The following is a 23,694-nucleotide window of genomic DNA, read 5'->3' on the forward strand; positions in this document are numbered from 1 at the left end:
CGGGCGCTGGCGAGCGAGACGCGCGAGGTGGTGGCGGCGCTGCAGGCCCGGCTCGTCGCCGAGACCGACGTCAGATCGCTCAAGATCCGGCACAACGGCGTGCTCGGCTATTTCGTCGAGGTGCCGGCCGGCCACGGCGGCAAGCTGCTCGAGGAGCCGCACCGGCAGGTCTTCATCCACCGCCAGACGCTGGCCAGCGCCATGCGCTTCACCACCGCCGAGCTGGCCGAGCTCGAGGGCCGCATCGCGCGCGCCCACGAAGCCGCGCTGGAGCTCGAGGCGGCCGTGTTCGAGCGCCTCGTCGCCGCCGTGCTGGCCGAAGCCGAGCGGCTGCATGCCCTCGCCGATGCGCTGGCCGAGCTCGACGTGACGGCGGCCCTCGCCCACCTCGCCGCCACCAGCGGGTTCTGCCGGCCCGTGATCGACGCCTCCATGGCCTTCGCCGTCACGGCCGGGCGCCACCCGGTGGTCGAAAGCAATGTCAGGGCGGCGGGCGAGGTGTTCGTCGCCAATGACTGCGACCTGTCGGGCGGCGCGCTGTGGCTGGTCACCGGCCCCAACATGGGCGGCAAGTCGACCTTCTTGCGCCAGAACGCGCTCATCGCCATCCTCGCCCAGATGGGCAGCTTCGTGCCCGCCGCCTCGGCCCATATCGGCGTCGTCGACCGGGTGTTCTCGCGCGTCGGCGCCTCCGACGACATAGCCGGCGGCCGCTCGACCTTCATGGTCGAAATGGTCGAGACCGCGGCCATCCTCAACCGCGCCACGGCGCGCTCGCTGGTCGTGCTCGACGAAATCGGGCGCGGCACCGCCACCTTCGACGGGCTGTCCATCGCCTGGGCGGCGGTGGAGGCGCTGCACGACGAGACCGCTTGCCGGGCGCTGTTCGCCACCCATTTCCACGAGATGACCAGTCTCGCCAGGACGCTCGCCCGCGTCGCCAACGTCACCATGAAGGTGCGCGAGTGGGAAGGCGAGGTCGTCTTCCTGCACGAGGTCGCCGCCGGCGCCGCCGACCGCAGCTACGGCATCCAGGTGGCGCGGCTTGCCGGCGTTCCCGAAACCGTGCTCAATCGGGCGCGCCAGGTGCTGGCGGTGCTCGAGCAGCGCTCTTCCGGCGGCGCCGGCGCCGTGCTAGACGATCTGCCGCTGTTTGCCCAGCGGCCGCCCGTGCCAAAGGCAAGCGTTGATCCCGTGCATGACATGCTCGACAAGGTCCGGCCAGACGACTTGACCCCACGCCAGGCGATCGACCTCATCTATGAGCTCAAGAAGGCCCGCGATGCAGCTCGCCGAAGCTGAGAATCGTCCGCGCAAACCGCAGGTCCAGCTCAGCAGCGCCGCGGCCCTGCTGCAGGCGGTCGATCTCGACCTGGGTGCATTGTCCCCCCGCTCGGCACAGGCCCGCGCCATCGTGCTCGAGCACATGCGCACCGCGCTGGCGCAGGCGCGCCGGGACGCCGAGGCCGAACTGATGGCGACCGGCAAGGGCATGCGCTGCGCCACGCAGCTGAGCGCCGCCCAGGACGAGATCATCCGCGCCATCCACGGCTTCGCCACGCGCCGGGTCTATCCGGTGGACAATCCCTCCGAGGCCGAGGCCATCGCGCTCGCCGCCGTCGGCGGCTACGGCCGCGGCACGCTGGCGCCGGGCTCGGACATCGACCTGCTCTTCATCCTGCCCTACAAGCAGACCCCCTGGGGCGAGCAGGTCACCGAATACATCCTGTACATGCTGTGGGACCTCGGCCAGAAGGTGGGCCACGCGGTGCGCTCGGTCGACGAGTCGCTGCGCATGGCGCGTGCCGACATGACGGTGCGCACCGCCACCCTCGAGGCCCGTTTCCTGACCGGCGACCAGGCCCTGTTCGAGCAGCTGACCGCGCGCTTCGAAAGCGAGATCATGGCGCGCACGGGCCCCGAGTTCATCACCGCCAAGATGGCCGAGCGCGAGGAACGGCACCGCCAGATGGGCAATACCCGCTACGTGGTCGAGCCCAACATCAAGGACGGCAAGGGCGGATTGCGGGACCTCAACACGCTGTTCTGGATCGGCAAGTATTTCTACAGGGTCAGGACCGGCGCCGAGCTGGTGGGCAAGGGCGTGCTGTCGGCCGGCGAGTACCGGCTGTTCCAGCGCGCCGAGGATTTCCTCTGGGCGATCCGCTGCAACCTGCACTTCCTCACCGGCCGCGCCGACGAGAAACTGACCTTCGACGTGCAGCCCGAACTGGCCCGGCGCCTGGGCTTTGCCGACCGGGCCGGCATGCTGGCGGTGGAGCGCTTCATGAAGCGCTATTTCCTCGTCGCCAAGGACGTCGGCGACCTCACCCGCATCTTCTGCACCTCGCTCGAGTTCGACCACGCGAAGCCCATCGACATGATGGGCATCGTGCTGGCGCCGTTCCGCCGCGGCCGGCACCGCATCGCCGGGGAGCGCGACTTCGTCGTCGACAGCGGCCGGCTCAACACCGCCCGCCCCGACGTGTTCGAGACCGACCCCGTCAACCTCATCCGCAGCTTCGTCGTCGCCGGGCGCCACGACCTGCTGTTCCACCCCGACGCCATCAAGCAGATCACGCGTTCGCTGCGCCTCATCGGCCCGCAGCTGCGGGCCGACCCGCGCGCCAATGCCTGCTTCCTCGAGATCCTGACGGCGCCCAAATCGGTGGAGCGCATGCTCCGGCAGATGAACGAGAGCGGCGTGCTCGGCCGCTTCGTGCCGGAGTTCGGCAAGATCGTCGCGCTCATGCAGTTCAACATGTACCACCACTACACCGTGGACGAGCACCTGATCCGCGCCGTCGGCGTCATGGCCGAGATCGCCAATGGCGGGCTGCGCGACCAGCTGCCGCTCACGCACGAACTGCTGCCGCACCTTGCCGATGTGCGCCTGCTGTTCGTGGCGCTGTTCCTGCACGACATCGCCAAGGGCCGCCCCGAGGACCACTCCATCGCTGGCGCCCGCATCGCCCGCCGCTTCTGCCCGCGTCTCGGGCTCAACCCGGCCGAGACCGACACCGTCGCCTGGCTGGTCGAGCACCACCTGCTGATGAGCGAAGTGGCCCAGGCCCGCGACATCCAGGACCCGGAAACCGCGCGGGCCTTCGCCGAACAGGTGCAGTCGCCGCAGCGGCTGGCGCTGCTGATGATCCTCACCGCCTGCGACATCCGCGCCGTCGGCCCGGGCGTGTGGAGCGGCTGGAAGGGCTCGTTGCTCAGGGCCCTCTACTTTGCGACCGAGCCGCTGCTGTCGGGCGGCCATTCCCAGGTCAGCCAGCACGACCGCATCGCGGAGGCGCGCGCGGCGCTGGCCGCGGCGCTCGCCGCCTGGCCGCAGCCGGACATCGGGGCCTATCTGCAGCGCCACTACGACCACTACTGGCTGCGCGCCGAGCCGGAGCTGCAGGTCGAGCACGCGCGCATGATCCGCACCGCCGACGCCGCCGGCAACCCGTTCGCCGGCTCCATCCGGGTCAAGGCCTTCGAGGGCATTACCGAGGTCAGCTTCTATACGCCCGACCACCCGCGCCTGCTGTCGCTGATCGCCGGCGCCTGCACCATGTGCGACGCCTCCATCATCGGCGCGCAGATCTTCTCGACCCGCGACGGGCGGGCGCTGGACACGTTCCGGCTGCGGCGCGCCTTCACCTCCGACGAGGACGAGAAGGTCCGGGCGACCCGCATCATCGAGACGGTGAAGCAATTGCTGCAGGGGCGCCGCCAGGTGCTCATCGATCTCGGCAAGGACAACCGCCACAACCGGCGGCTGAAGCCGTTCTCGCTGCCGGCGCAGGTGCAGGTGTCCAACACGCTGAGCGAGAAGTTCACCGTCATCGAGGTGATGGGGCTGGATCGCACCGGCCTGCTGCATCACCTGACGCGCAAGATCGCCGATCTCAACCTCACCATCGGCTCTGCCCATATCGGCACCTACGGCGAGAAGGCGGTCGACGTCTTCTACGTGACCGACCTGGTCGGCCAGAAGATCGAGTCGAAGGCGCGCCAGAAGCAGATCCACGACGCCCTGCTGGCGGTGTTCGAGCGGCCGCAGGACGACACGCGCCCGGCCCCGAAGGTCGCCAATGGCTGAGCCGCCCGGCGGCGGGCGGCCGGCGCCGACCCTGTATCGCAGCTTCCTGTCGGTGGGCGGGCTGACGCTGGCCTCGCGCATCTTCGGCTTCGTGCGCGACGCGCTGATGGCCGCGGTGCTCGGCACCGGGCCGGCGGCGGACGCCTTCTACGCCGCCTTCCGCTTCCCCAACTTGTTCCGCCGCCTGTTCGCCGAGGGCGCCTTCAACACCGCCTTCGTGCCCATGTTCGCCGGGGCGCTGGAACGCGACGGCGACGAGCGCGCCCTCGCCCTCGCCGCCCGCATCATGGCCTGGCTGGTACTGCTGCTGGCGATGGTGACGATTCTGGCCGAACTGTTCATGCCCTGGGTCATGGTGCCGTTCGTCCCCGGCTTCGTCGGCGACGAAGCCAAGTTCGAGCTCACGGTGCTGCTGACGCGCATCCTGTTCCCCTATCTCGCCTGCATGTCGCTGATGGCCGCCTACGCCGCCATCCTCAACTCGCTCAACCGCTTCGTCGCCGCCGCCTTCGCCCCCGTCATCCTCAACCTGGTGAGCATCGCCGTGCTCGTCCCACTGGTCACCGTCGCGGTGCAGGAGCCCGAGACGGCCGCGATCTGGGTGGCGGTGGCGACGGTCACCGCCGGCGTCGCGCAACTGGCCGTGGTGTGGTGGGCGCTGCGGCGGGTGCGCTTCGTGCCGCGGCTGGAATGGCCGAAATTCGATCCCGAAGTGCGCCGCTTCTGGCTGCTGGCGCTGCCCGCGGTGATCTCCGGCGGCATCACCCAGATCAACATCTTCATCGGCACCATCATCGCCTCGGGCGCCGCCAGCGCCATCTCGTACCTGTATTACGCCGACCGGCTCTACCAGCTGCCGCTCGGCATCATCGGCATCGCCATCGGCACCGTGCTGCTGCCGACCCTGTCCAGCCACCTCCAGGGGGGGCGCGAGGCCGAGGCGCACGACGTGCAGAACCAGTCGCTGCTGGTCTCGATGCTGCTTTCGATGCCCGCCGCCACGGCGCTGATCGCGCTCGCCGTGCCGATCGTGCGCGTGCTGTTCGAACGCGGCGCCTTCGACGCCGTGGCGACGCTGGAAACCGCCGCGGCGCTGGTCGCCTTCGCCGTCGGCCTGCCCGCCTTCGTGCTCATCCGGGTGCTGCAGCCGGGCTATTTCGCCCGCAAGGACACCGCCACCCCGACCGTGTTCGCGGCGATTTCGGTGGCGGTCAACGTCGCCCTGTCGTTGCTGCTGTTCCCCGCCCTCGAGCACACCGGCATCGCCATCGCCACCTCCGCTTCGGCCTGGGGCAACGCCATCATGCTGGCGGTGGTGCTGGCCCGCCGCAACCACTACCGGCCGAGCCGCGACGATCTTGGCAGGCACGGGCTGATCCTGCTGATCAGCCTCGGCATGGCGCTCGGCCTGTTCGCGGCGTCCGTGCCGCTGGCCGGGCTGTTCTCACCGGGCGGGCCCATCCTGCTGCAACTGGGGGCGCTCACCGCGCTGTGCCTTGCCGGCGCCGCCGGCTACTTCGCCTCCATCCATTTTTCCGGCGTGCAGCCGCTGGGCACGCTGCTCAGGCGCCTCAAGCGCGGCGGGTGACTTGCCTTGCGGCCCGTCGATCGGCGATAAGCCACAGCCTAACCGGAACCATTCGATATGCCCTTCTCTCCGCGCGTCTTCTCCGGCATCCAGCCCTCGGGCGACCTGCATCTCGGCAACTATCTCGGCGCCATCCGCCGCTTCGTGCCGCTGCAGCAGACCCACGACTGCATCTATTGCGTCGTCGACATGCACGCCATCACCGTCTGGCAGGAGCCCGAGGACCTGCGCCGGCGCACCTACGAGGTCGCCGCCGCCTACATCGCCGCCGGGCTCGATCCGAGCCGCTCCATCATCTTCAACCAGAGCCAGGTGCTGCAGCACGCCGAGCTGGGCTGGATCTTCAACTGCGTCGCCCGCGTCGGCTGGATGTCGCGCATGACCCAGTTCAAGGACAAGGCGGGCAAGAACACCGAGAACGTCTCGCTCGGGCTGTTTGCCTACCCCTCGCTGATGGCCGCCGACATCCTGCTGTACAAGGCCACGCACGTGCCCGTGGGCGAGGACCAGAAGCAGCACCTCGAGCTGACGCGCGACATTGCTCAGAAGTTCAACCACGACTACCGCAAGCGCATCCGGGCGCTGGGGCTGGACGAAACGTTCTTCCCGCTGACCGAGCCGGTGATCGCCGGGCCGGCGACCCGCGTCATGAGCCTGCGCGATGGAGCCAAGAAGATGAGCAAGTCCGACACTTCGGACATGAGCATTATCTACATGACCGACGACGCCGACACGATCGCAAAGAAGGTCCGCAAGGCGACCACCGACGCCGAGCCGCTGCCCTCCGAGGTCGCGGGGCTCGCCGGCCGGGCCGAGGCCAGCAATCTGGTCGGCATCTACGCGGCGCTCTCCGACAGCAGCAAGGAACAGGTGCTCAGGGAGTTCGGCGGGCAGGGCTTCGGCACCTTCAAGCCGGCCCTCGCCGAGCTCGCCGTGGCGGTGCTTTCCCCGATCGCCGGGGAAATGCGGCGGCTGGTCGGCGACCCGGCCGAGCTCGACCGCATCCTGCGCGACGGCGCCGAGCGCGCGCGCGCGCTGGCCGCAACGACCATGCGCGAGGTGCGCGACATCGTCGGGTTCGTGGGCTGAGGCCTGACGCCCGCGCTTGCCACGTCCGGCTGCGGATGGGACAATAGCGGCGTTGACGGGGATGGGGTGCGGGCTTGCCGGACGTCCACAGCGAGTACAAGCGCAAGTTCCTGGTGGTGATCGACGACACCCCGGAATGCGACCGGGCGGTGACCTTCGCCGCCCATCGGGTGAAGCGCACCGGCGGCACGGTGCTGCTGCTCTCGGTCATCGATTCCGCCGACTTCCAGCAGTTCCTCGGCGTCGAGGAAGTGATGCGCGCCGAGGCGCGGGAGGAGGCCGAGCGCCTGCTGGACCGGCGCATCGCCCGCATCGCCGCCATCGGCGAGATCCGCACCGAGACGGTGATCCGCGAGGGGCGCCCGATCGAGCAGATCGAGAAGTTGATCGCCGAGGACCCGGCCATCGGCATCCTCGTGCTCGCTGCCAGCACCTCGCCGGAGGGGCCGGGACCGCTGGTCACCGCCTTTGCCAGCCGCTCGGGCGGCGGCGCGCTGCCCATCCTGGTGACCATCGTGCCCGGCTCGATGACCGACCAGCAGATCGTCGACGTCACCTGATTTGGGCCTTGCGTGCGCCGGCGCCGTCAACTATCTATTTTAGAACGGTTCTAACGAGAGGGCCATTGATGTTCATCCAGACTGAAGCGACCCCGAATCCCGCCACCCTCAAGTTCCTGCCCGGCCGCGATGTGCTCATCGGCGAGCCGCGCGATTTCCGCAACGCCCGGGCGGCGGCGGCCTCGCCGCTGGCGGCGGCGCTGTTCGAGGTGCAGGGCGTCACCGGCGTGTTCCTGGGCGCCGACTTCATCTCGGTGACCAAGGACGGCACCGAGTGGGCCCATATCAAGCCGGCGCTGCTCGGCGCCATCATGGAGCATTTCCTGTCCGGGCGGCCGGTGATGGCCGATGACGGCGTCGAGCTCGAATCGAATGGCGACGAGTTCTTCGATGCCGACGACGCCGGCACCGTCGAGGTCATCAAGGAGCTGCTGGCGACGCGCGTGCGCCCGGCGGTGGCGATGGACGGCGGCGACATCACCTTCAAGGGCTTCCGTGCCGGCACCGTCTACCTGCACATGCAGGGCGCCTGCTCGGGCTGCCCATCCTCGACGGCGACGCTCAAGAGCGGCATCGAGAACCTGCTGCGGCATTTCGTTCCGGGCGTCGAGACGGTGCAGCAGGTCTGACCGCCCGTCGGCCTGCAATCCCCTCGACTTGCGGCGCGCGCCGCACTAACTGTGCACGCCGATGAACACCGTGCTCGCCATCGACACCGTTGCGCCGCGGCTGCAGCTGGCGCTGCGGCACGCGGGGACGACGGACATCTCCGTCGACGCGCTGGCGCAGGGTCATGCCGAACTGCTGTTCGTGCGCCTCGGGGCGCTGCTGGCGCGCAACGGCGTCGCCTATAGCGACCTCGACCGCATCGCCGTGACCACCGGCCCGGGCTCGTTCACCGGCCTGAGGATCGGTCTCAGCGCCGCACGCGGGCTCGGGCTGGCGCTCGGCATCCCGGTGCTCGGCATCCCCAGCCTGTTGGCGCTGTCGCTCTCCGCCCCGCCCGGCGCCCCCGCCGCGGTGCTGCTCGACGCGCGCCGGGACGAAGCGTATTTCCAGCGCTTCGCCGGCCCCGGGCTGAGCTCGGACGGGCCGCGCCTGCTGCCCATGGCGGAGGCCCGCGCCCGCGTCGCCAATGGCGCCACGCTGCTCGAATCGCCCTTCGTCGACATCGCCCTTCTGGCCGGCTTCGCCGCCCATGCCGATCCGGCGCAATACCCGCCCGACGCGGCCTATGTGCGCGACGCCGATGCCAAGCCGCAGCAGAAATTCCGGGTGGCGAGGCAGGCATGACGCGCCGTCGGCGTCTTCCATGCTGAAGCTGTGGCTGGCCCCGCACGGGCTGCATGTCGAACCGGCCGTGCCGGCCGATGCGGACGCCATCACCCGGCTGCACGCGCAGGGCTTCTACCGCGGCTGGGCGCGCGAGGAGTTTGCCGCCTATATCGCCGGGCAGGACACCCCCGTCTACGTCGCCTGCGACAAGCGCCGCCGCATCGCCGGCTTTGCCATGCTGCGCCTCGCCGCCGACGAGGCCGAGCTGGTCACCATCGCGGTCGACCCCAGATGGCGCAAGAAGGGGGTGGGGCTCGCCCTGATGCGGGCGCTGTTCGAGGACCTGCGGATGACGCCGGCGCGCCGGCTGTTCCTCGAGGTGGCGGCCGACAATGCGGCGGCGCTGCGCCTTTACGGCAAGCTCGGTTTCGCGCGGGTGGGCGAGCGGCGCGGCTATTACCCGCGGCCCGACGGCGCGCCGGCCACCGCCCTTGTCATGGCGCGCGATCTTGGATAACCCGGACGCAGTGGTCCTCAGACCGGGAAGGCGTCTGCAGGTGAACAGGCCGGGCCAGACAACCGAAACGCTCGAGGAACAGTGCGCCGCCCGCGGCATGCGCATGACCGACCAGCGGCGCGTCATCGCCCAGGTGATCGAGCAGGCGGCCGACCATCCCGACGTCGAGGAACTGTACCGCCGCGCCAGCCAGGTCGACCCGCGCATCTCGCTGTCCACCGTCTACCGCACCCTCAACCTGTTCGAGGAGGCGGGGCTCGTCACCAAGCACGATTTCAAGGACGGCCGCGCCCGCTTCGAACTCATCCCCGACGAGCATCACGACCACCTCATCGACATCCGCTCGGGCAAGGTCATCGAATTCCGCAACGAGGAGATCGAGGCCATCCAGGAGGTCATCGCCAAGCGCCTCGGCTATCGGCTGGTCGACCACCGGCTCGAGCTCTACGCCGTGCCGCTCGCCGCCAAAACGGACAAGCCATGATCTTCAGGATCATCTTCTTCCTTCTCGTCTACGTCCCGTTCATGCTCATCGCCATCCCGGTGCAGGCCGTCCTCGCCCGCTTCGCCCTGCCGGGCTGGACCGTCATCCCCAGGATCTTCCACCGCCTGGGCGCCGCCTTCCTCGGCATGCGGGTGACCGTGCTGGGCAAGCCGGCGCGCGGCAAGCCGACGCTCATCGTCTCCAACCACATCTCGTGGACCGATATCGTCGCCGTGGGCTCGGTCGCCGACGTGACCTTCGTCGCCAAGCAGGAAGTGGGGCGCTGGCCCTTTGTCGGCTTCATGGCCTCGCTGCAGCGGACCCTGTATGTCGACCGGACGCGGCGCTCCGACGCGCACCGCTCCAGCCGCGAAATGGGCCAGCGCATGGCCGCCGGCGGCCCCGTCCTGCTGTTCGCCGAGGGCCAGTCCGACGTCGGCACGCACGTGCTGCCGTTCCGTTCGGCGCTGGTCGGAGCCGCCCAGCACGCCATGGTCGAGGCCGGCGCCGGCGAGGTGCTGCTGCAGCCGCTGACCATCGCCTATACCCGCCTGCAGGGCCTGCCGGTGTCGCGCACCGACCGCAGCCTGATCGCCTGGATCAGGTCAAAGAGCGTCAAGGAGAACCTGCTCGAGATCCTCACCGGCGGCATGAAGGACGTGACCCTCGCCTTCGGGACGCCGCACGTGCTCACCGCGGCCAGCAACCGCAAGGTGATCACCAAGCAGGCCGAGGACGAGGTCCGCCGCCGGCTCGTGGCCCTTAACCGCGGCCTGCCGCTGCCCGAGTTCGAGACCCGGGCCTGAGCCGACCGCAGTGCACGCCGTCGCGATTGTTGGCACTTCCCGGCTTTGGGTGTATGCAGCCGGCCATGACCGAAGCTCCAGCCGCGCAGCCCAAGAAGCTCTATATCAAGACCTATGGCTGCCAGATGAACGTCTACGACAGCGATCGCATGGCGGACGCGCTGGCCCCGCACGGCTACGAGCCGACCGCCGATATCGGCGTCGCCGACCTCGTCGTGCTCAACACCTGCCATATCCGCGAAAAGGCCTCCGAGAAGGTGTTTTCCGAGCTGGGCCGGCTCAAGCGGCTGCGCGAGGAGAGGCGTGCCGCCGGCGCCGAGCTGATGATCGGGGTGGCCGGCTGCGTCGCCCAGGCCGAGGGCGAGGAGATCGTGCGGCGCGCGCCGGTGGTCGATCTCGTGTTCGGCCCGCAAAGCTACCACCGGCTGCCCGAGCTCATCGCCCGCGCCGGCACCGGCCCCGTCGTCGATACGGAATTTCCCGAGGAGGACAAGTTCGAGCACCTGCCGGCGCCGGCCCGCGAGGTGACCGTCAGGCGCGGCCTCACCGCCTTTCTCACCGTGCAGGAGGGCTGCGACAAGTTCTGCTCCTTCTGCGTCGTGCCCTATACCCGCGGCGCCGAGACGTCGCGGCCGGTCGAGCAGGTGCTGGCCGAGGCCCGCGGGCTGGTCGAGGCGGGCGTCATGGAGCTCACCCTGCTCGGCCAGAACGTCAATGCCTATCATGGGCTCGACGACAGGGGCCGCGCCGTCGGCCTGGGCGAGCTGTGCTTCCGGCTGGCGGCGCTGCCCGGGCTGCGGCGGCTGCGCTACACCACGTCGCACCCGCTCGACATGAGCGACGACCTCATCGCGGCGCATCGCGATCTCGACATGCTCATGCCCTATCTGCACCTGCCGGTGCAGTCGGGCTCCGATCGCATCCTCAAGGCGATGCACCGCCGCCACACCCGCGCCCACTACATGAACACGATCCAACGGATCCTGGACGCCCGCCCGGACATGGCGCTCAGCGGCGATTTCATCGTCGGCTTCCCCGGCGAGACGGATGCGGATTTCGCCGATACGCTCGCCATCGCCAGGGACGTCGGCTACGCCTCCGCCTTCACCTTCAAGTATTCGCCGCGGCCGGGGACGCCGGGGGCAGACCTGCCCGACCAGGTCCCGGAGTCCGTCAAGATCGAGCGCCTTGCCCGGCTCAACGCGCAGATCCAGGACCAGACCCGCGCCTTCGCGGCGTCCTGCGTCGGCCGCGTGCTCGAGGTGCTGATCGAAAAGCCCGGCCGCAATCCCGGCCAGGTCGGCGGCCGCTCGCCCTACCTGCAGGCGGTGCACGTGGACGGCCCGGAGCGGCTGATCGGCAGCATGCAGAAGGTGCGGATCGTCAGGGCTGGAAATAATTCCCTTGCCGGCAAGATTGTCACAGTCGCGGAACCCAAATCTGCTAGCCTTGTTGAGTCTCAGGTCAGGCCGGCGTGACCGGCACCGCCAACGGAGCAACCAGATTTGAGCAGGCACTTGTCACCGACCGTAGACAACGCCCTTTCCTCCCAGCTTGAACTTGCTTTCGAAGACAACCGCCTGGCGGCCCAGCTTTACGGCGATTTCGACCAGAATCTGGCCCTGATCGAACAGCGCCTCGCCGTCGAGGCGACACCGCGCGGTAACCACGTCATGCTCAGGGGGGCCGCTTCCGGCGTCGACCAGGCCCGGCGCGTGCTCGAATCGCTCTACGCCCTGCTCGAGGAAGGCCGGCCGATCGAGATCGCCAATGTCGACACCGTCATCCGCATGGTGCAGACCGAAGACAGCCAGCTGACGCTGCCCACCATGGAGAAGAAGGGCCGGGTGCGCATGGCCCAGATCGCCACGCGCAAGGCCACCATCGTCGCCCGCACCCCGGCGCAGGACGCCTATATGCGGGCCATGGAGCGGGCCGAACTGGTGTTCGGGGTGGGCCCCGCCGGCACCGGCAAGACCTACCTCGCCGTCGCCCACGCGGCGACGCTGCTCGAGCGCGGCGACATCAACCGCATCATCCTGTCCCGCCCCGCCGTCGAGGCCGGGGAACGCCTCGGCTTCCTGCCCGGCGACATGAAGGAAAAGGTCGATCCCTATCTCAGGCCGCTCTACGATGCGCTCTACGACATGATGCGCCCCGAGCATGTGGAACGCTGCATCGGCTCGGGCATCATCGAGGTGGCGCCGCTCGCCTTCATGCGCGGGCGGACGCTCGCCAATGCCGTGGTCATCCTCGACGAGGCGCAGAACACCACCTCGATGCAGATGAAGATGTTCCTCACCCGGCTGGGCGAGAACTCCAAGATGGTCGTCACCGGCGACCCCACCCAGGTCGACCTGCCGCGCGGCGAACGCTCGGGCCTCGTCGAGGCCCTGGCCATCCTCGACGGCATCGAGGGCATCCACATCTCGCGCTTCTCCGACAAGGACGTGGTGCGGCACGCGCTGGTGGGCCGCATCGTCAGGGCCTACGAGGGCGCCACCGAAAAAGCGGACAAGACGCGCTGACGCCGCCACTTGACATCGTCGTCTCCGTCAATGCCGAGGGCTGGCCGGAGGGGCTAGAGGCAGTTGCCGAGACGGCTGTGCGCGCGGCGCTGCGGCAGGCGAAGGCAAAGGTCGCCGGCGTCGCCGAACTGTCCATCGTGCTCACCGACGACGCCGAGCAGCGCGGGCTCAACCGCGACTGGCGCGGCATCGACAAGCCCACCAACGTGCTCAGTTTCCCGCAGATCGAGCCCTTCGGCCCGGTGACCGGAATCCTCGGCGACATCATCCTGGCGCGCGAGACGCTGGAGCGCGAGGCGGCGGCACTGGGCACCAGCTTTCGCGACCATTTCACCCATCTGGTGGTGCATGGGTTCCTGCACATTCTGGGCTACGACCACGTCGAGGACGCCGATGCCCTTGTCATGGAGGGACTCGAGACCCAGATTCTGCAAAGCCTGGGCATTGCCGATCCGTATGCGGACCGCTAACCTTCGCGTTTTCCATCCTGAGGGATCAGGGCCGCGCCGCGGCCACCGACGATGAACGACACCGACAGTCCTGCCGGGCCCGGGACGCCCGAAGCCAAGCAAAGTCCCGAACCTCCTTCTAGCCCCGCCCCCGCGCCGGCGTGGGGGCAATCGCTGTGGGCCCGGCTCAAGGCCATGCTGGCGCTGCGCACCGTGTCGCTGCGCGACGACCTCGAGGTAGCGCTCGAGAGCGAAAGCAACGGCGAAACCGCCGACTTCACCCAATCCGAGCGCACCATCCTCAAGAATGTGCTGGAACTGGGCGAGAAGCGCGTCGACGACGTCATGGTGCCGCGCGCCGACATCGTGGCCATCGATGCCGAGCAGACGCTCGGCGCCCTCATCGCCCGCTTCCGCGAGGTCGGCCATTCGCGCATGCCGGTCTATACGGATTCGCTCGACAACATCACCGGCTTCATCCACGTCAAGGATGCGCTGAGGCGCATCACGGAGCCGGTCGCCGAGCCGGGCAAGGACATCCCGGTCAAGCTCGTCTCGCATGCGCTGAAGCAGAAGATCGGCAAGCTCGACCTGGCCCGGGCGGTGCTCTACGTACCGCCGCTGATGCCGGTCGGCGACCTGCTGCAGCAGATGCAGCAGCAGCGCCTGCACATGGCCGTGGTCATCGACGAGTATGGCGGCACCGACGGGCTCGTCACCATCGAGGACCTGCTCGAAGCGGTGGTCGGCGAGATCGAGGACGAGCACGACGACGCCGAGGTGGCGCTGGTACGCAAGGTCAATTCCAACGTCTTCATCGCCGCGGCCCGGGCCGAGCTCGAGGAAGTGCGCGAGGTCATCGGTCCCGATTTCGACCCCGGGGCGCATGCCGAGGACGTCGACACGTTGGGCGGGCTGGTCTTCGACCTGGCCGGCCGGGTGCCGCAGCGCGGCGAGACGGTGGGCGGCCTTACCGGCTTCGAGTTCGAGGTCCTGCAGGCCGATGCGCGCCAGGTCAAGCGCGTCAAGATCAAGCGCCTCAAGCAGCGCGGGGTGCGGCCGTTGCCGGGCACGCCGGGCAAGGACGGCGCCCAGGCCGCGGCCGAATAGTCCGCCCGCCGCCACCTTGACCCCGCCGCCGCGCCCGGCGACGGTGCCGCATGCCCGCTGATTCCCGCCGCCGGATGCAACCGACGTGACCTGGCTCGCCGAGAGCGCCATCCTCTCCCATGGCTGGCGCCGCTTCCTCTTGCTCGTCGCCGCCGGCGGCGTCGCCGGGCTCAGCGTGCCGCCGCTGTTCCTGTTGCCGGCCCTGTTCATCGCCCTGCCCGTGTGGGTGTGGTGCCTCGACGGCGCCGAGAAGCGGCGCGGCCTGGGGGCGCTGTTCGGCCCCGCCTTCGGCATCGGCTTCGCCTTCGGCTTCGGCTATTTCACCGTCGCCCTGCACTGGATCGGCGCCGCCTTCCTGCAGGAAGGCGGCTGGTTCGTGCTGCTGATGGTGCCAGCGGTGCTGGCGCTGGCCGCGGTGCTGGCGCTGTTCTGGGCGCTGGCGAGCGCGCTGGCGCATCATCTCTGGTCGGCCGGGCCGCTGCGCATCGTGACCCTGGCGAGCCTTCTCGCCGCCGCCGAATTCGCCCGCGGCCACCTGTTCAGCGGCTTTCCCTTCGACCTTCTCGGCTACGCGCTGACCGCCAATGACGAGATGGCGCAGCTTGCCGCCGTCGTCGGTGTCTACGGGCTGACCTTCCTTGCCGCGCTGCTGGCCATGACCCCGGCCCTCGTCTGGCCGGCCGACGGGCGTGGCCTGGTGAGGCGCCTCATCCCCTTCTTCCTTGCGCTCCTTGCCATCGCCGCCCAGATCGGCTGGGGCAACTGGCGGCTCGCCACCACGCCCGTCGCCGCGCGCACCGACATGCGGGTGCGCATGGTGCAGCCGATGATCACCGCCCATGCCGACTGGGAAATCGCCGATCCGGCCGAAATCATGGACCGGCTGATCTCGCTGTCGGAAAGCCGGCTGACGCCGACCGACCCGGGACTGGCCGCGGTGACCCACCTGGTGTGGCCCGAATCGGTGTTTCCGTTCTTCCTCAGCCGCTATCCCGAAGGGCTGGCGCGCATTGCCCGCATGCTGCCCGACAGCACGCTGCTGCTGACCGGCGCGCCGCGCGAGGCCATAGGCCCCGACGGCGAGCCCGAGCCGGGCAACCCGGGCTACAATTCGATCCTCGCCATCGACGGCGCCGGCGAGGTGGTGATGCGCTACGACAAATCGCATCTGGTGCCGATCGGGGAGTACCTGCCGTTTCCCGAATTCTTCGCCCTGTTCGGCATTCGCCAGTTCGTGCCCGGCACCAGCGGCTGGGCCCCCGGCGACGGCCGCCGGCTGATGACGCCCCCCGGCACGCCGCCGTTCCTCGCGCTGGTGTGCTACGAGGCGGTGTTCCCCGGCGACATCGGCGACCCGGCGCGGGCCGAGTTCATCCTCAACGTCACCAACGACGCCTGGTACGACGGCTCCATCGGGCCGGCGCAGCACGCCCATCACGCCCGCCTGCGCGCCGTCGAGACGGGGCTGCCGCTGCTGCGCGCCGCCAATACCGGCACCAGCCTGGTGATCGACCCACTCGGCCGGGTCACCGCCCGGCTGGCCGAGCGCGAGGTGGCCGTGCTCGACGCCGTGCCCGCCGCCCGGCTCGCCGGCGGCACGCCCTTCACACGCCTCTGGCACTGGCCGTTCCTCGCCGCGATCGGGGTGGGGCTGGCGCTCGGCCTGTGGGCGCGCCTGCGCGAGCGGGGCCGGCGCGGACAGATTTTCCAGCCCTGCGACGACAAGACATAAAGCTTTCTTTATATTCCCTTGACCGCACCCGTCCGGGGTGGCAGAAACTGCATCGAACCGTGCGATTTTTCGCGTTTTGAGGCAATTTTCCGGGGTTTGGCCGTGGCGCGCACCACCTATCACTTCACGTCGGAATCGGTCTCGGAGGGGCATCCCGACAAGGTCTGCGACCGTATCTCCGACGAAATCGTCGACCTGGTCTTCCGCGAGGCCAAGAAGACCGGCATGGATGCGGGCGCCGTCCGCATCGCCTGCGAGACGCTGGCGACGACCAACCGCGTCATCATCGCGGGCGAGGTGCGCGTGCCCGAATCGCTGCTCAAGAAGGGCAAGGACGGCAAGGTGCTGACCGACGCCGCCGGCCAGCCGCAGGTCAATCCGGCCAAGTTCCGCTCGACGGCCCGCAAGGCCATCAAGGCCATCGGCTACGAGCAGCCCGGCTTCCACTGGAAGACGGCGCGCATCGACGTGCTGCTGCACGGCCAGTCGGCCGACATCGCCCAGGGCGTCGACGCCCGCGGCAACAAGGACGAGGGCGCCGGCGACCAGGGCATCATGTTCGGCTACGCCTGCCGCGAAACGCCGGAGCTGATGCCGGCCCCGATCTACTACGCCCACCGCATCGTCGAGAACCTGTCCAAGGCGCGCCGCAACGGCGAAGCCGGAGTACTCGGCCCCGACGCCAAGAGCCAGGTGACGGTGCGCTACGAGAACGGCCGGCCGGCCGAGGCCACGCAGATCGTGGTCTCGACCCAGCATCTCGACGGCAAGATGAGCTCGGACGACGTGCGCAAGGTGATCGAGCCCTATATTCGCGAGGCTCTGGGCGACCTGCCCATTGCCGAGGACTGCGTGTGGTACATCAATCCCACCGGCGCCTTCGTCGTCGGCGGCCCCGACGGCGATGCCGGCCTCACCGGGCGCAAGATCATCGTCGACACCTATGGCGGCGCCGCGCCGCATGGGGGCGGCGCCTTCTCCGGCAAGGACCCCACCAAGGTCGATCGCTCGGCCGCCTACGCGGCGCGCTATCTCGCCAAGAACGTGGTGGCGGCCAACCTCGCCGACCGCTGCACCATCCAGCTGAGCTACGCCATCGGCGTGGCCAGGCCGCTGTCCATCTATGTCGACCTGCACGGCACCGGCAAGGTTGCCGAGGACAAGCTCGAACGGGCGCTCGCCAAGGTGCTCGACCTCAGCCCGCGCGGCATCCGCACGCATCTGGGGCTCAACCGGCCGATCTACGCCAAGACCTCGTCCTACGGCCATTTCGGCCGCAAGCCGGGGCGCGACGGCTCGTTCAGCTGGGAGAAGACCGACCTCGTCCCGGCGCTGAAGGCGGCGGTCAAAGCCGTCTAGCCTCTTCCCCTCGCGGTTGCAGACGGCTATGTGGCGCGGCGATGAGCAAGCCGCACCACCCCCTCAACGAAGCCGGCGAGCCGCGCGCCTTTTTCGGTCGCCGCTCCGGCAAGCGCCTGCACCGCGGTCAGGACGCGCTGTTCCGCGCGGTCCTGCCCAAGCTCGAGATCACGCTCGGGGCGGGTCCGCTCGATCCGCAAGCGCTGTTCCCGGCGGCGCGGCGCGTCGTGCTCGAGATCGGCTATGGCGGCGGCGAGCACCTCAGCCGGCAGGCGCGGCAGCAGCCGGACACGGGATTCATCGGCTGCGAGGTGTTCTCGGGCGGCATCGCCAAGCTGGTGCAGCAGATCGACGAGCAGGGGCTGGGCAATGTCCGCCTGTTCACCGACGATGCCCTCAAGCTACTGGTCAAGCTTCCCGCCGCCTCGCTCCACGAGGTGTTCCTGCTCTATCCCGACCCGTGGCCGAAGACGCGTCACCACAAGCGCCGCTTCGTGTCGCCGACGACGCTGGGGGAACTCGCGCGCGTCCTCAAGCCGGGCGGCGCGCTGCATTTTGCCACCGACATCGAGGACTATGCCGACTGGACCCTGGCGCATGTGCTGCGGGCCCCCGACTTCGTCTTCGCGCCGGCGGCCCCGGGGTCGTGGTACGTGCCCTATCCGGGCTGGGAGCCGACCCGCTACGAGCACAAGGCGCGGCGCGAGGGGCGCCACCGCAGCTTCTATTTCACCTTCGGCAGGCGCTGAACGCGGGAACCAAAGCGGCGGCACGGGCGTCCAACCGGCAACAGGAGCGCCCCATGCAGCATAGCGTCAAGATTCTCGCCGTTACCCCCCTCACCCACAACGTCCGCCGCTACACCCTGGAAAAGCCGGCCGGCTACGCCTTCGAGCCCGGCCAGGCCACCGAGGTCTCGATCGACCGGCCGGGCTGGGCCGACAAGAAGCGCCCCTTCACCTTCACTTCGCTCAACGATTGGGACGAACTCGAATTCACCATCAAGAGCTACCGCGACCATGACGGCGTCACCAACACGCTGTGGGACCTCGTCGCCGGCGACCGGCTGATCCTGCGCGACGTGTGGGGTACCATCACCTACAAGGGGCCGGGCACCTTCATCGCCGGCGGCGCCGGGGTGACGCCGTTCATCGCCATCCTCAGGCAATTGGCGCGGGATGGCGCCCTCGCCGGCCACCGCCTGATCGTCTCCAACCGCACCGCCGCGGACATCATCCTGCGCGACGAGTTCGAGGCCATGGCCGGCCTCGAGCACCTCTGGACGGTGACCGACGAGCCGGCGAGCGCGGGCGTGCTGCACGCCCGCATCGACGCCGATTTCCTGCGTTGCCACGTCGCCGATCGCTCGCAGCGCTTCTATCTGTGCGGCCCCGACCCGATGGTCGCCGACCTGCGCGCCGCCCTCGCCGGGCTCGGGGCGGCGTCCGAGGCGGTGACCTTCGAGAAATAGCGGGGCGGAGGCGGCCGCTTCCTTCAGTAGCGCCGCGGCCCCTCCGGCCGGTTGTCGACGATCGCCTCGATGCGCGCCATCACTTCCGGCGTCATCTTGTCCCTGTTGTCCAGCGCCTTGAGGTTGTCCTTGAGCTGGCTGAGCCGGGACGCGCCCAGGATCACGGTGGAGACGTTGGAGTTGGCGAGGCACCAGTTGAGCGCGAGATGGTGGATGGGCATGCCGACTTCGTCGGCCAGCCGTCCCAGCAGGCGCACCTTCGCCAGCTGGCTCTTGCCCTTGTCGCTGTCGAGGCGGGCCTTCAGCCACTCATAGCCGGGCAGGTTGAGGCGGCTGTCGGCGGGGATGCCGTCATTGTACTTGCCGGTGAGGATGCCCGAGGCCAGCGGCGACCAGGTGGTGGTGCCCAGCCCGAACAGCGTGTAGAGCGGCAGGAAATCCGCCTCGACCTTGTCGCGGCGGAACAGATTGTATTCCGGCTGCTCCATTGTCGGCGGCGTCAGGTTGTACTGGCGGGCCACGGCGTAGGCTTCCGTCAGCTGCTGGGCCGTCCATTCGGACGTGCCCCAGTACAGGATCTTGCCCTGCACCACGAGGTTGTGCATGGCCCGCACGGTCTCCTCGATCGGCGTGTCGAGGTCGGGGCGGTGGCAGAAATACAGGTCGAGATAGTCGACCCCGAGCCGGCGCAGCGCGCCGTGGGCGGCGTCGGTGACGTGCTTGCCCGAAAGCCCGCGATCCATCGTGCCCTTGCCGGTGCCCCAGTACACCTTGGAGGAGACGGCGTAGCTCTCGCGCGGCCAGTTGAGCGCCTTGAGCGCCTCGCCCATGACCAGCTCGGCATTGCCCTTTTCGTAGCCCTCGGCATTGTCGAAGTAATTGATGCCGTTGTCGTAGGCGTGGGCCATGAGCGAGGCGGCGGCGTCCTCGCCCACCTGCTTGCCGAAGGTCACCCAGGCGCCGAAGGAGAAGGCGCTGAGCTTGAGGCCGGACTTGCCGAGGCGGCGGTATTCCATCTGTCGTGTTCCCGAAATATGCATTGCAATGAGGTACGTGGCTCTAGCAGAGCGGCGGCGCGCCGACAAATCCGCGCCGGCGGGGCGCGGGCCGCAATCGGAGGCGCCGCTCCCGCGCCCTTGCGCCGCCGCCGCCCCGGCGCTATATAGGGCCCGACATCACTGGCTCTCGTGGAGAGTGGGTGCCGACCGGCCCCGCTCTTTTTTATTACCCGCAGGACCGCAATGGGTTTCGACCTCAACGAGAAACGCTACATCAAGGAAACCGGGCTCGAGACCCGCATCGCCCGCATCGCCGAGCCGGTCGCCAACGATCTGGGCTACGCGCTGGTGCGCGTGAAGGTCACGCAGGAGAACGGCATGACCCTGCAGATCATGGCCGAGGACGCCGAGGGCCGCTTCACCATCGAGGATTGCGAGCGCCTGTCCAAGGATCTCTCGCCCGTGCTCGACGCCGAGGATCCGATCGACCGCGAGTACCACCTCGAGGTCTCCTCGCCCGGCATCGACCGGCCGCTGGTGCGCGCCCGCGATTTCATCGCCCATGTCGGCGACGAGGCGAAAGTCGAACTCACCGACATGCTCGACGGCCGCAAGCGTTTCCGGGGGCTGATCGCCGCTGCCGACGACGAGAGCGTGACCATCGCCCTGCCCGATGCCGCCAAGGGTACCGACCCCAACCACCGGCTGCCGCTCGCCCTGCTGGCCGAGGCCAAGCTGGTGATGACCGACGCGCTGCTGCACCGGGCGCGCGTCGACCAGGAAGCCTTTCCCATCGACGATGATGCGGACATCGAAACCGTCCTGCTGGATGCAGACGACGTGACCCCCGAGGAGACTGAGTGAATGGCCGTTAGCGCGAACCGACTGGAACTGCTGCAGATCGCCGATGCGGTGGCCCGCGAGAAGTCGATCGACCGCATGATCGTCATCGAATCGATGCAGGACGCCATCGAGAAGGCGGCCAAGACCCGCTACGGCGCCGAGACCAATGTGCGCGCCGAGATCAACCCGCGCACCGGCGAACTCAGGCTGTGGCGGCTGCTCGAAGTGGTCGAGGCCGTCGAGGAATACGGCCGGCAGATCTCCCTCGAGGATGCGCAGCAGCGCAATGCCGCCGCCAAGCTCGGCGATTTCGTCACCGAGCCGCTGCCGCCCATCGAGTTCGGCCGCATCGCCGCCCAGTCGGCCAAGCAGGTGATCGTGCAGAAGGTGCGCGACGCCGAGCGCGACCGCATGTACGAGGAGTATTCGGGCCGCATCGGCGAGATCGTCAACGGCACCGTCAAGCGCGTCGAATACGGCAACGTCATCGTCGATCTGGGCCGGGGCGAGGCCATCATCCGCCGCGACGAACTGATCCCGCGCGAGACCTACCGCTACGGCGACCGCGTGCGCGCCTATATCTACGACGTGCGCCGCGAGCAGCGGGGGCCGCAGATCTTCCTGTCGCGCACGCATCCCCAGTTCATGGCCAAGCTGTTCATGCAGGAAGTGCCGGAGATCTACGACGGCATCATCACCATCCGCTCGATCGCCCGCGATCCGGGCAGCCGCGCCAAGATCGCGGTGACCTCCAACGACAGCTCGATCGACCCCGTCGGCGCCTGCGTCGGTATGCGCGGCAGCCGCGTGCAGGCGGTGGTGGGCGAGTTGCAGGGCGAAAAGATCGACATCATCCCGTGGACCGACAACATCGCCGACCTCGTGGTGTCGGCGTTGCAGCCGGCCGACGTCGCCAAGGTGGTGCTGGATGAGCAGGCCGAGCGCATCGAGGTGGTCGTCCCCGACGAGCAGCTGAGCCTGGCCATCGGCCGGCGCGGCCAGAACGTGAGGCTCGCCAGCCAGCTCATCGGCTGGGACATCGACATCCTCACCGAGCAGGAAGAGTCGGAGCGGCGCCAGAAGGAATTCACCGAGCGTTCGGCCCTGTTCATGAAGGCCCTTGACGTCGACGAGATGGTTGCCCAGCTATTGGCTTCGGAAGGCTTCTCCTCGGTCGAGGAGCTGGCCTACATCGAGCTCGGGGAAATCTCCTCCATCCAGGGCTTCGACGAAGAGACGGCGACCGAGATCCAGAACCGCGCCGCCGAATATCTCGCCAAGCTCGAGGCCGAGCAGGACGCGGAGCGCCGCAAGCTCGGCGTCGCCGACGAGCTCTACGAGATCCCGGGCCTCAATGCCGCCATGCTGGTGGCGCTCGGCCATGACGGCATCAAGACCGTCGAGGACTTCGCCGGCTGCGCCAGCGACGACCTGGTGGGCTGGACCGAACGCAAGGACGGCGAAGTCAAGCGCTTCGACGGCACCTTCAAGGAGTTCCCGGTGAGCCGTGAGGAAGCCGAGGAAATGATCCTCGCCGCGCGCCTCAAGGCGGGCTGGATCACCGAGGCGGACCTCGCCGGGCCGGCCGCGCCGGCCGAGGAAGGAGCGCCCGCCTAGCGGGCGACGCCGCGTCCGGTGCCGCCCAGGCAGGAACTCACCCGGCAATGCGCGCTGACCCGCGAGGTCAAGCCGGTGGCCGACCTCATCCGCTTCGTCGTCTCGCCGGACGGCGCGGTGGTGCCGGACACCGACGCCAGGGCGGAGGGTCGCGGGGTGTGGATCAGCCTCGGCCGCCAGGCCGTGGCCGAGGCGGTGCGCCGCAAGGCGTTCCAGAAGAGCCTCAAGGCCGCGGTGGCGGTGCCTGAGGACCTCGCCGACCTGACCCGCCTGCGCCTCGAGCAGCGGTTCACCCAGGCGCTGTCGATGGCCAGGAAGGCGGGCCAGATCGTGACCGGGGCGACCAAGGTCAAGACGGCGATCGAAGCCGGCGCGGTGATCGCGCTGCTGACGGCGACGGACGCCGCCGCCGATGGGCGGCAGAAGCTGGCGGGCGCGCTCAGGGGCTACACCCTGGCCGCCCGCGAGGCCGGGATGGAGCCGGAAGAGGCGCCCCACCTGGAATTGCTCGATTCGGACCAATTGGGTTTGGCACTCGGGCTGGAAAATGTGATACATGCTGCCCTCGTCAAAGGGGCGGCAGCGGAAGCGGCACTGAAACGGGCCGAAAGACTGGCCCGTTATCTTGCCAATTGACACGAGTTTTCGAGGAAGAGACGCGAGTACATGGCTGACAACGACGACAAGCGCGGCGACGACGCAAGCGCTGGCGGCAAGAAGACCCTGACCCTGAAGGGTGCTCCCAATCTGGGGGGCCGCCCCGGCGTGTCGCGCTCGTCGCGCACGGTGGTGGTCGAGAAGCGGACCCGCGTCGTGCGCCCGGGGGCACCGGGCTTCGGCACCGGCGCCGCGCCGCGCCCGCATCCGAGCCAGCCCCAGTCCGCGCCGCAGCAGCGTCAGCCGTTCCGCGGCCCGCCGCCTTCGGTCCGGACCTCGACCGGCCTGACCTCGAGCGAGAATGATGCGCGCCAGCGCGTCCTGCGCGAAGCGGCGGCTCGCGCCGCCGCCGACAACGAGCGCTTCGCCCAGGAAGAAGCCCGCCGCATCGAGGAAGAAAAGCGCCGCCGCGAGATTCGCGAGCAGGCCGAGCGCGAGGAGGCGGCCCGGGCCCAGGCCAAGGCCGACGAAGCCGCGGCCGTCGTGACGCCCGAGCAGGCACCCGCCCCCGCCGCCAT

Annotated in this window: 22 protein-coding genes and 1 pseudogene; 22 read left to right on the plus strand and 1 reads right to left on the minus strand. The window is 69.1% G+C overall.

Annotation, left to right across the window (positions count from 1 at the left end; translation table 11 throughout):
• The 18 genes from mutS to VGD93_RS03135 form a co-directional block, all read left to right on the plus strand.
• A partial coding sequence (gene mutS / locus VGD93_RS03050) for a DNA mismatch repair protein MutS (protein WP_395009066.1) occupies nt 1-1,302 on the plus strand: 1,302 nt, incomplete at its 5' end.
• On the plus strand, nt 1,283-4,093 hold the full coding sequence (locus VGD93_RS03055; RefSeq protein ID WP_395009068.1) for a [protein-PII] uridylyltransferase: 2,811 nt from the start codon (nt 1,283-1,285) through the stop codon (nt 4,091-4,093). The genes mutS and VGD93_RS03055, both read left to right, overlap by 20 nt.
• Nucleotides 4,086-5,681 (plus strand): murein biosynthesis integral membrane protein MurJ, encoded by a 1,596-nt coding sequence (murJ, locus tag VGD93_RS03060; RefSeq protein ID WP_395009070.1) that lies wholly within the window; start codon nt 4,086-4,088, stop codon nt 5,679-5,681. The genes VGD93_RS03055 and murJ overlap by 8 nt, the downstream gene beginning before the upstream one ends.
• Before the next feature lie 57 nt (nt 5,682-5,738).
• Nucleotides 5,739-6,770 (plus strand): tryptophan--tRNA ligase, encoded by a 1,032-nt coding sequence (gene trpS, locus VGD93_RS03065; RefSeq protein WP_395009072.1) that lies wholly within the window; start codon nt 5,739-5,741, stop codon nt 6,768-6,770.
• Nucleotides 6,771-6,844: 74 nt separating this feature from the next.
• The gene (locus VGD93_RS03070; protein WP_395009074.1) at nt 6,845-7,330 is read left to right on the plus strand and encodes a universal stress protein; all 486 of its coding nucleotides are present in this window, start codon (nt 6,845-6,847) and stop codon (nt 7,328-7,330) included.
• 68 nt (nt 7,331-7,398) lie between these two features.
• Entirely contained in the window at nt 7,399-7,959 is a 561-nt protein-coding gene (locus VGD93_RS03075) for a NifU family protein (RefSeq protein WP_395009076.1), read from the plus strand.
• 61 nt (nt 7,960-8,020) lie between these two features.
• A complete protein-coding gene (gene tsaB / locus VGD93_RS03080) occupies nt 8,021-8,623 on the plus strand; it encodes a tRNA (adenosine(37)-N6)-threonylcarbamoyltransferase complex dimerization subunit type 1 TsaB (protein ID WP_395009078.1) in 603 nt (200 codons plus the stop codon).
• A 19-nt stretch (nt 8,624-8,642) separates the two neighbouring features.
• The gene (gene rimI, locus VGD93_RS03085) at nt 8,643-9,122 is read left to right on the plus strand and encodes a ribosomal protein S18-alanine N-acetyltransferase (protein WP_395009080.1); all 480 of its coding nucleotides are present in this window, start codon (nt 8,643-8,645) and stop codon (nt 9,120-9,122) included.
• A gap of 97 nt (nt 9,123-9,219) precedes the next feature.
• Nucleotides 9,220-9,606: a Fur family transcriptional regulator gene (locus VGD93_RS03090; RefSeq protein ID WP_395009104.1), complete on the plus strand. Its 387-nt coding sequence runs from the start codon at nt 9,220-9,222 to the stop codon at nt 9,604-9,606.
• On the plus strand, nt 9,603-10,412 hold the full coding sequence (locus tag VGD93_RS03095; RefSeq protein ID WP_395009082.1) for a lysophospholipid acyltransferase family protein: 810 nt from the start codon (nt 9,603-9,605) through the stop codon (nt 10,410-10,412). The genes VGD93_RS03090 and VGD93_RS03095 overlap by 4 nt, the downstream gene beginning before the upstream one ends.
• A gap of 65 nt (nt 10,413-10,477) precedes the next feature.
• Complete coding sequence (gene miaB / locus VGD93_RS03100) at nt 10,478-11,890, plus strand: tRNA (N6-isopentenyl adenosine(37)-C2)-methylthiotransferase MiaB (RefSeq protein ID WP_395009084.1); 1,413 nt, start codon at nt 10,478-10,480, stop codon at nt 11,888-11,890.
• A 27-nt stretch (nt 11,891-11,917) separates the two neighbouring features.
• Complete coding sequence (locus VGD93_RS03105) at nt 11,918-12,940, plus strand: PhoH family protein (RefSeq protein ID WP_395009086.1); 1,023 nt, start codon at nt 11,918-11,920, stop codon at nt 12,938-12,940.
• Nucleotides 12,937-13,410, plus strand: a complete 474-nt coding sequence (gene ybeY / locus VGD93_RS03110) for an rRNA maturation RNase YbeY (RefSeq protein WP_395009106.1) — start codon at nt 12,937-12,939, stop codon at nt 13,408-13,410. Before VGD93_RS03105 ends, ybeY begins: the two co-directional genes overlap by 4 nt.
• Nucleotides 13,411-13,461: 51 nt before the next feature.
• Entirely contained in the window at nt 13,462-14,499 is a 1,038-nt protein-coding gene (locus VGD93_RS03115) for a hemolysin family protein (RefSeq protein ID WP_395009088.1), read from the plus strand.
• A gap of 85 nt (nt 14,500-14,584) precedes the next feature.
• Nucleotides 14,585-16,231 (plus strand): apolipoprotein N-acyltransferase, encoded by a 1,647-nt coding sequence (gene lnt / locus VGD93_RS03120; protein WP_395009090.1) that lies wholly within the window; start codon nt 14,585-14,587, stop codon nt 16,229-16,231.
• Between the two features lie 84 nt (nt 16,232-16,315).
• On the plus strand, nt 16,316-17,590 hold the full coding sequence (gene metK / locus VGD93_RS03125; protein WP_395009108.1) for a methionine adenosyltransferase: 1,275 nt from the start codon (nt 16,316-16,318) through the stop codon (nt 17,588-17,590).
• A 41-nt stretch (nt 17,591-17,631) separates the two neighbouring features.
• Nucleotides 17,632-18,339, plus strand: a complete 708-nt coding sequence (gene trmB, locus VGD93_RS03130; protein ID WP_395009092.1) for a tRNA (guanosine(46)-N7)-methyltransferase TrmB — start codon at nt 17,632-17,634, stop codon at nt 18,337-18,339.
• 53 nt (nt 18,340-18,392) lie between these two features.
• Nucleotides 18,393-19,061 (plus strand): flavodoxin reductase, encoded by a 669-nt coding sequence (locus VGD93_RS03135; RefSeq protein WP_395009094.1) that lies wholly within the window; start codon nt 18,393-18,395, stop codon nt 19,059-19,061.
• 23 nt (nt 19,062-19,084) lie between these two features.
• Here VGD93_RS03135 and VGD93_RS03140 read toward each other — a convergent pair whose 3' ends face one another.
• Complete coding sequence (locus VGD93_RS03140) at nt 19,085-20,077, minus strand: potassium channel beta subunit family protein (protein WP_395009096.1); 993 nt, start codon at nt 20,075-20,077, stop codon at nt 19,085-19,087.
• A gap of 225 nt (nt 20,078-20,302) precedes the next feature.
• Here VGD93_RS03140 and rimP point away from each other — a divergent pair, with 225 nt between their 5' ends.
• The 4 genes and pseudogenes from rimP to VGD93_RS03160 form a co-directional block, all read left to right on the plus strand.
• Nucleotides 20,303-20,923 carry a ribosome maturation factor RimP gene (gene rimP, locus VGD93_RS03145; protein ID WP_395009098.1) on the plus strand — a complete coding sequence of 207 codons (621 nt, stop codon included), beginning with the start codon at nt 20,303-20,305 and terminating at the stop codon, nt 20,921-20,923.
• Complete coding sequence (nusA, locus tag VGD93_RS03150; RefSeq protein ID WP_395009100.1) at nt 20,924-22,519, plus strand: transcription termination factor NusA; 1,596 nt, start codon at nt 20,924-20,926, stop codon at nt 22,517-22,519.
• Nucleotides 22,520-22,537: 18 nt separating this feature from the next.
• Nucleotides 22,538-23,155, plus strand: coding sequence for an RNA-binding protein (locus tag VGD93_RS03155; protein WP_395009102.1), 618 nt, complete (start codon nt 22,538-22,540; stop codon nt 23,153-23,155).
• A gap of 30 nt (nt 23,156-23,185) precedes the next feature.
• Nucleotides 23,186-23,694 (plus strand): annotated as a pseudogene (locus VGD93_RS03160) (translation initiation factor IF-2); the annotation flags it as partial.

The organism is Devosia sp. (assembly GCF_036406155.1).
In the GTDB taxonomy this organism is placed as follows: domain Bacteria; phylum Pseudomonadota; class Alphaproteobacteria; order Rhizobiales; family Devosiaceae; genus Devosia_A.

Coding starts and splice junctions, on each gene's coding strand:
- VGD93_RS03095 (WP_395009082.1), top strand. CDS start 9,603: ATGATCTTCAGGATCATCTTCTTCCTTCTCGTCTACGTCCCGTTCATG.
- rimI (WP_395009080.1), top strand. CDS start 8,643: ATGCTGAAGCTGTGGCTGGCCCCGCACGGGCTGCATGTCGAACCGGCC.
- VGD93_RS03075 (WP_395009076.1), top strand. CDS start 7,399: ATGTTCATCCAGACTGAAGCGACCCCGAATCCCGCCACCCTCAAGTTC.
- VGD93_RS03135 (WP_395009094.1), top strand. CDS start 18,393: ATGCAGCATAGCGTCAAGATTCTCGCCGTTACCCCCCTCACCCACAAC.
- VGD93_RS03140 (WP_395009096.1), bottom strand. CDS start 20,077: ATGGAATACCGCCGCCTCGGCAAGTCCGGCCTCAAGCTCAGCGCCTTC.
- trpS (WP_395009072.1), top strand. CDS start 5,739: ATGCCCTTCTCTCCGCGCGTCTTCTCCGGCATCCAGCCCTCGGGCGAC.
- tsaB (WP_395009078.1), top strand. CDS start 8,021: ATGAACACCGTGCTCGCCATCGACACCGTTGCGCCGCGGCTGCAGCTG.
- miaB (WP_395009084.1), top strand. CDS start 10,478: ATGACCGAAGCTCCAGCCGCGCAGCCCAAGAAGCTCTATATCAAGACC.
- VGD93_RS03115 (WP_395009088.1), top strand. CDS start 13,462: ATGAACGACACCGACAGTCCTGCCGGGCCCGGGACGCCCGAAGCCAAG.
- murJ (WP_395009070.1), top strand. CDS start 4,086: ATGGCTGAGCCGCCCGGCGGCGGGCGGCCGGCGCCGACCCTGTATCGC.
- nusA (WP_395009100.1), top strand. CDS start 20,924: ATGGCCGTTAGCGCGAACCGACTGGAACTGCTGCAGATCGCCGATGCG.
- trmB (WP_395009092.1), top strand. CDS start 17,632: ATGAGCAAGCCGCACCACCCCCTCAACGAAGCCGGCGAGCCGCGCGCC.
- VGD93_RS03055 (WP_395009068.1), top strand. CDS start 1,283: ATGCAGCTCGCCGAAGCTGAGAATCGTCCGCGCAAACCGCAGGTCCAG.
- rimP (WP_395009098.1), top strand. CDS start 20,303: ATGGGTTTCGACCTCAACGAGAAACGCTACATCAAGGAAACCGGGCTC.
- VGD93_RS03090 (WP_395009104.1), top strand. CDS start 9,220: ATGCGCATGACCGACCAGCGGCGCGTCATCGCCCAGGTGATCGAGCAG.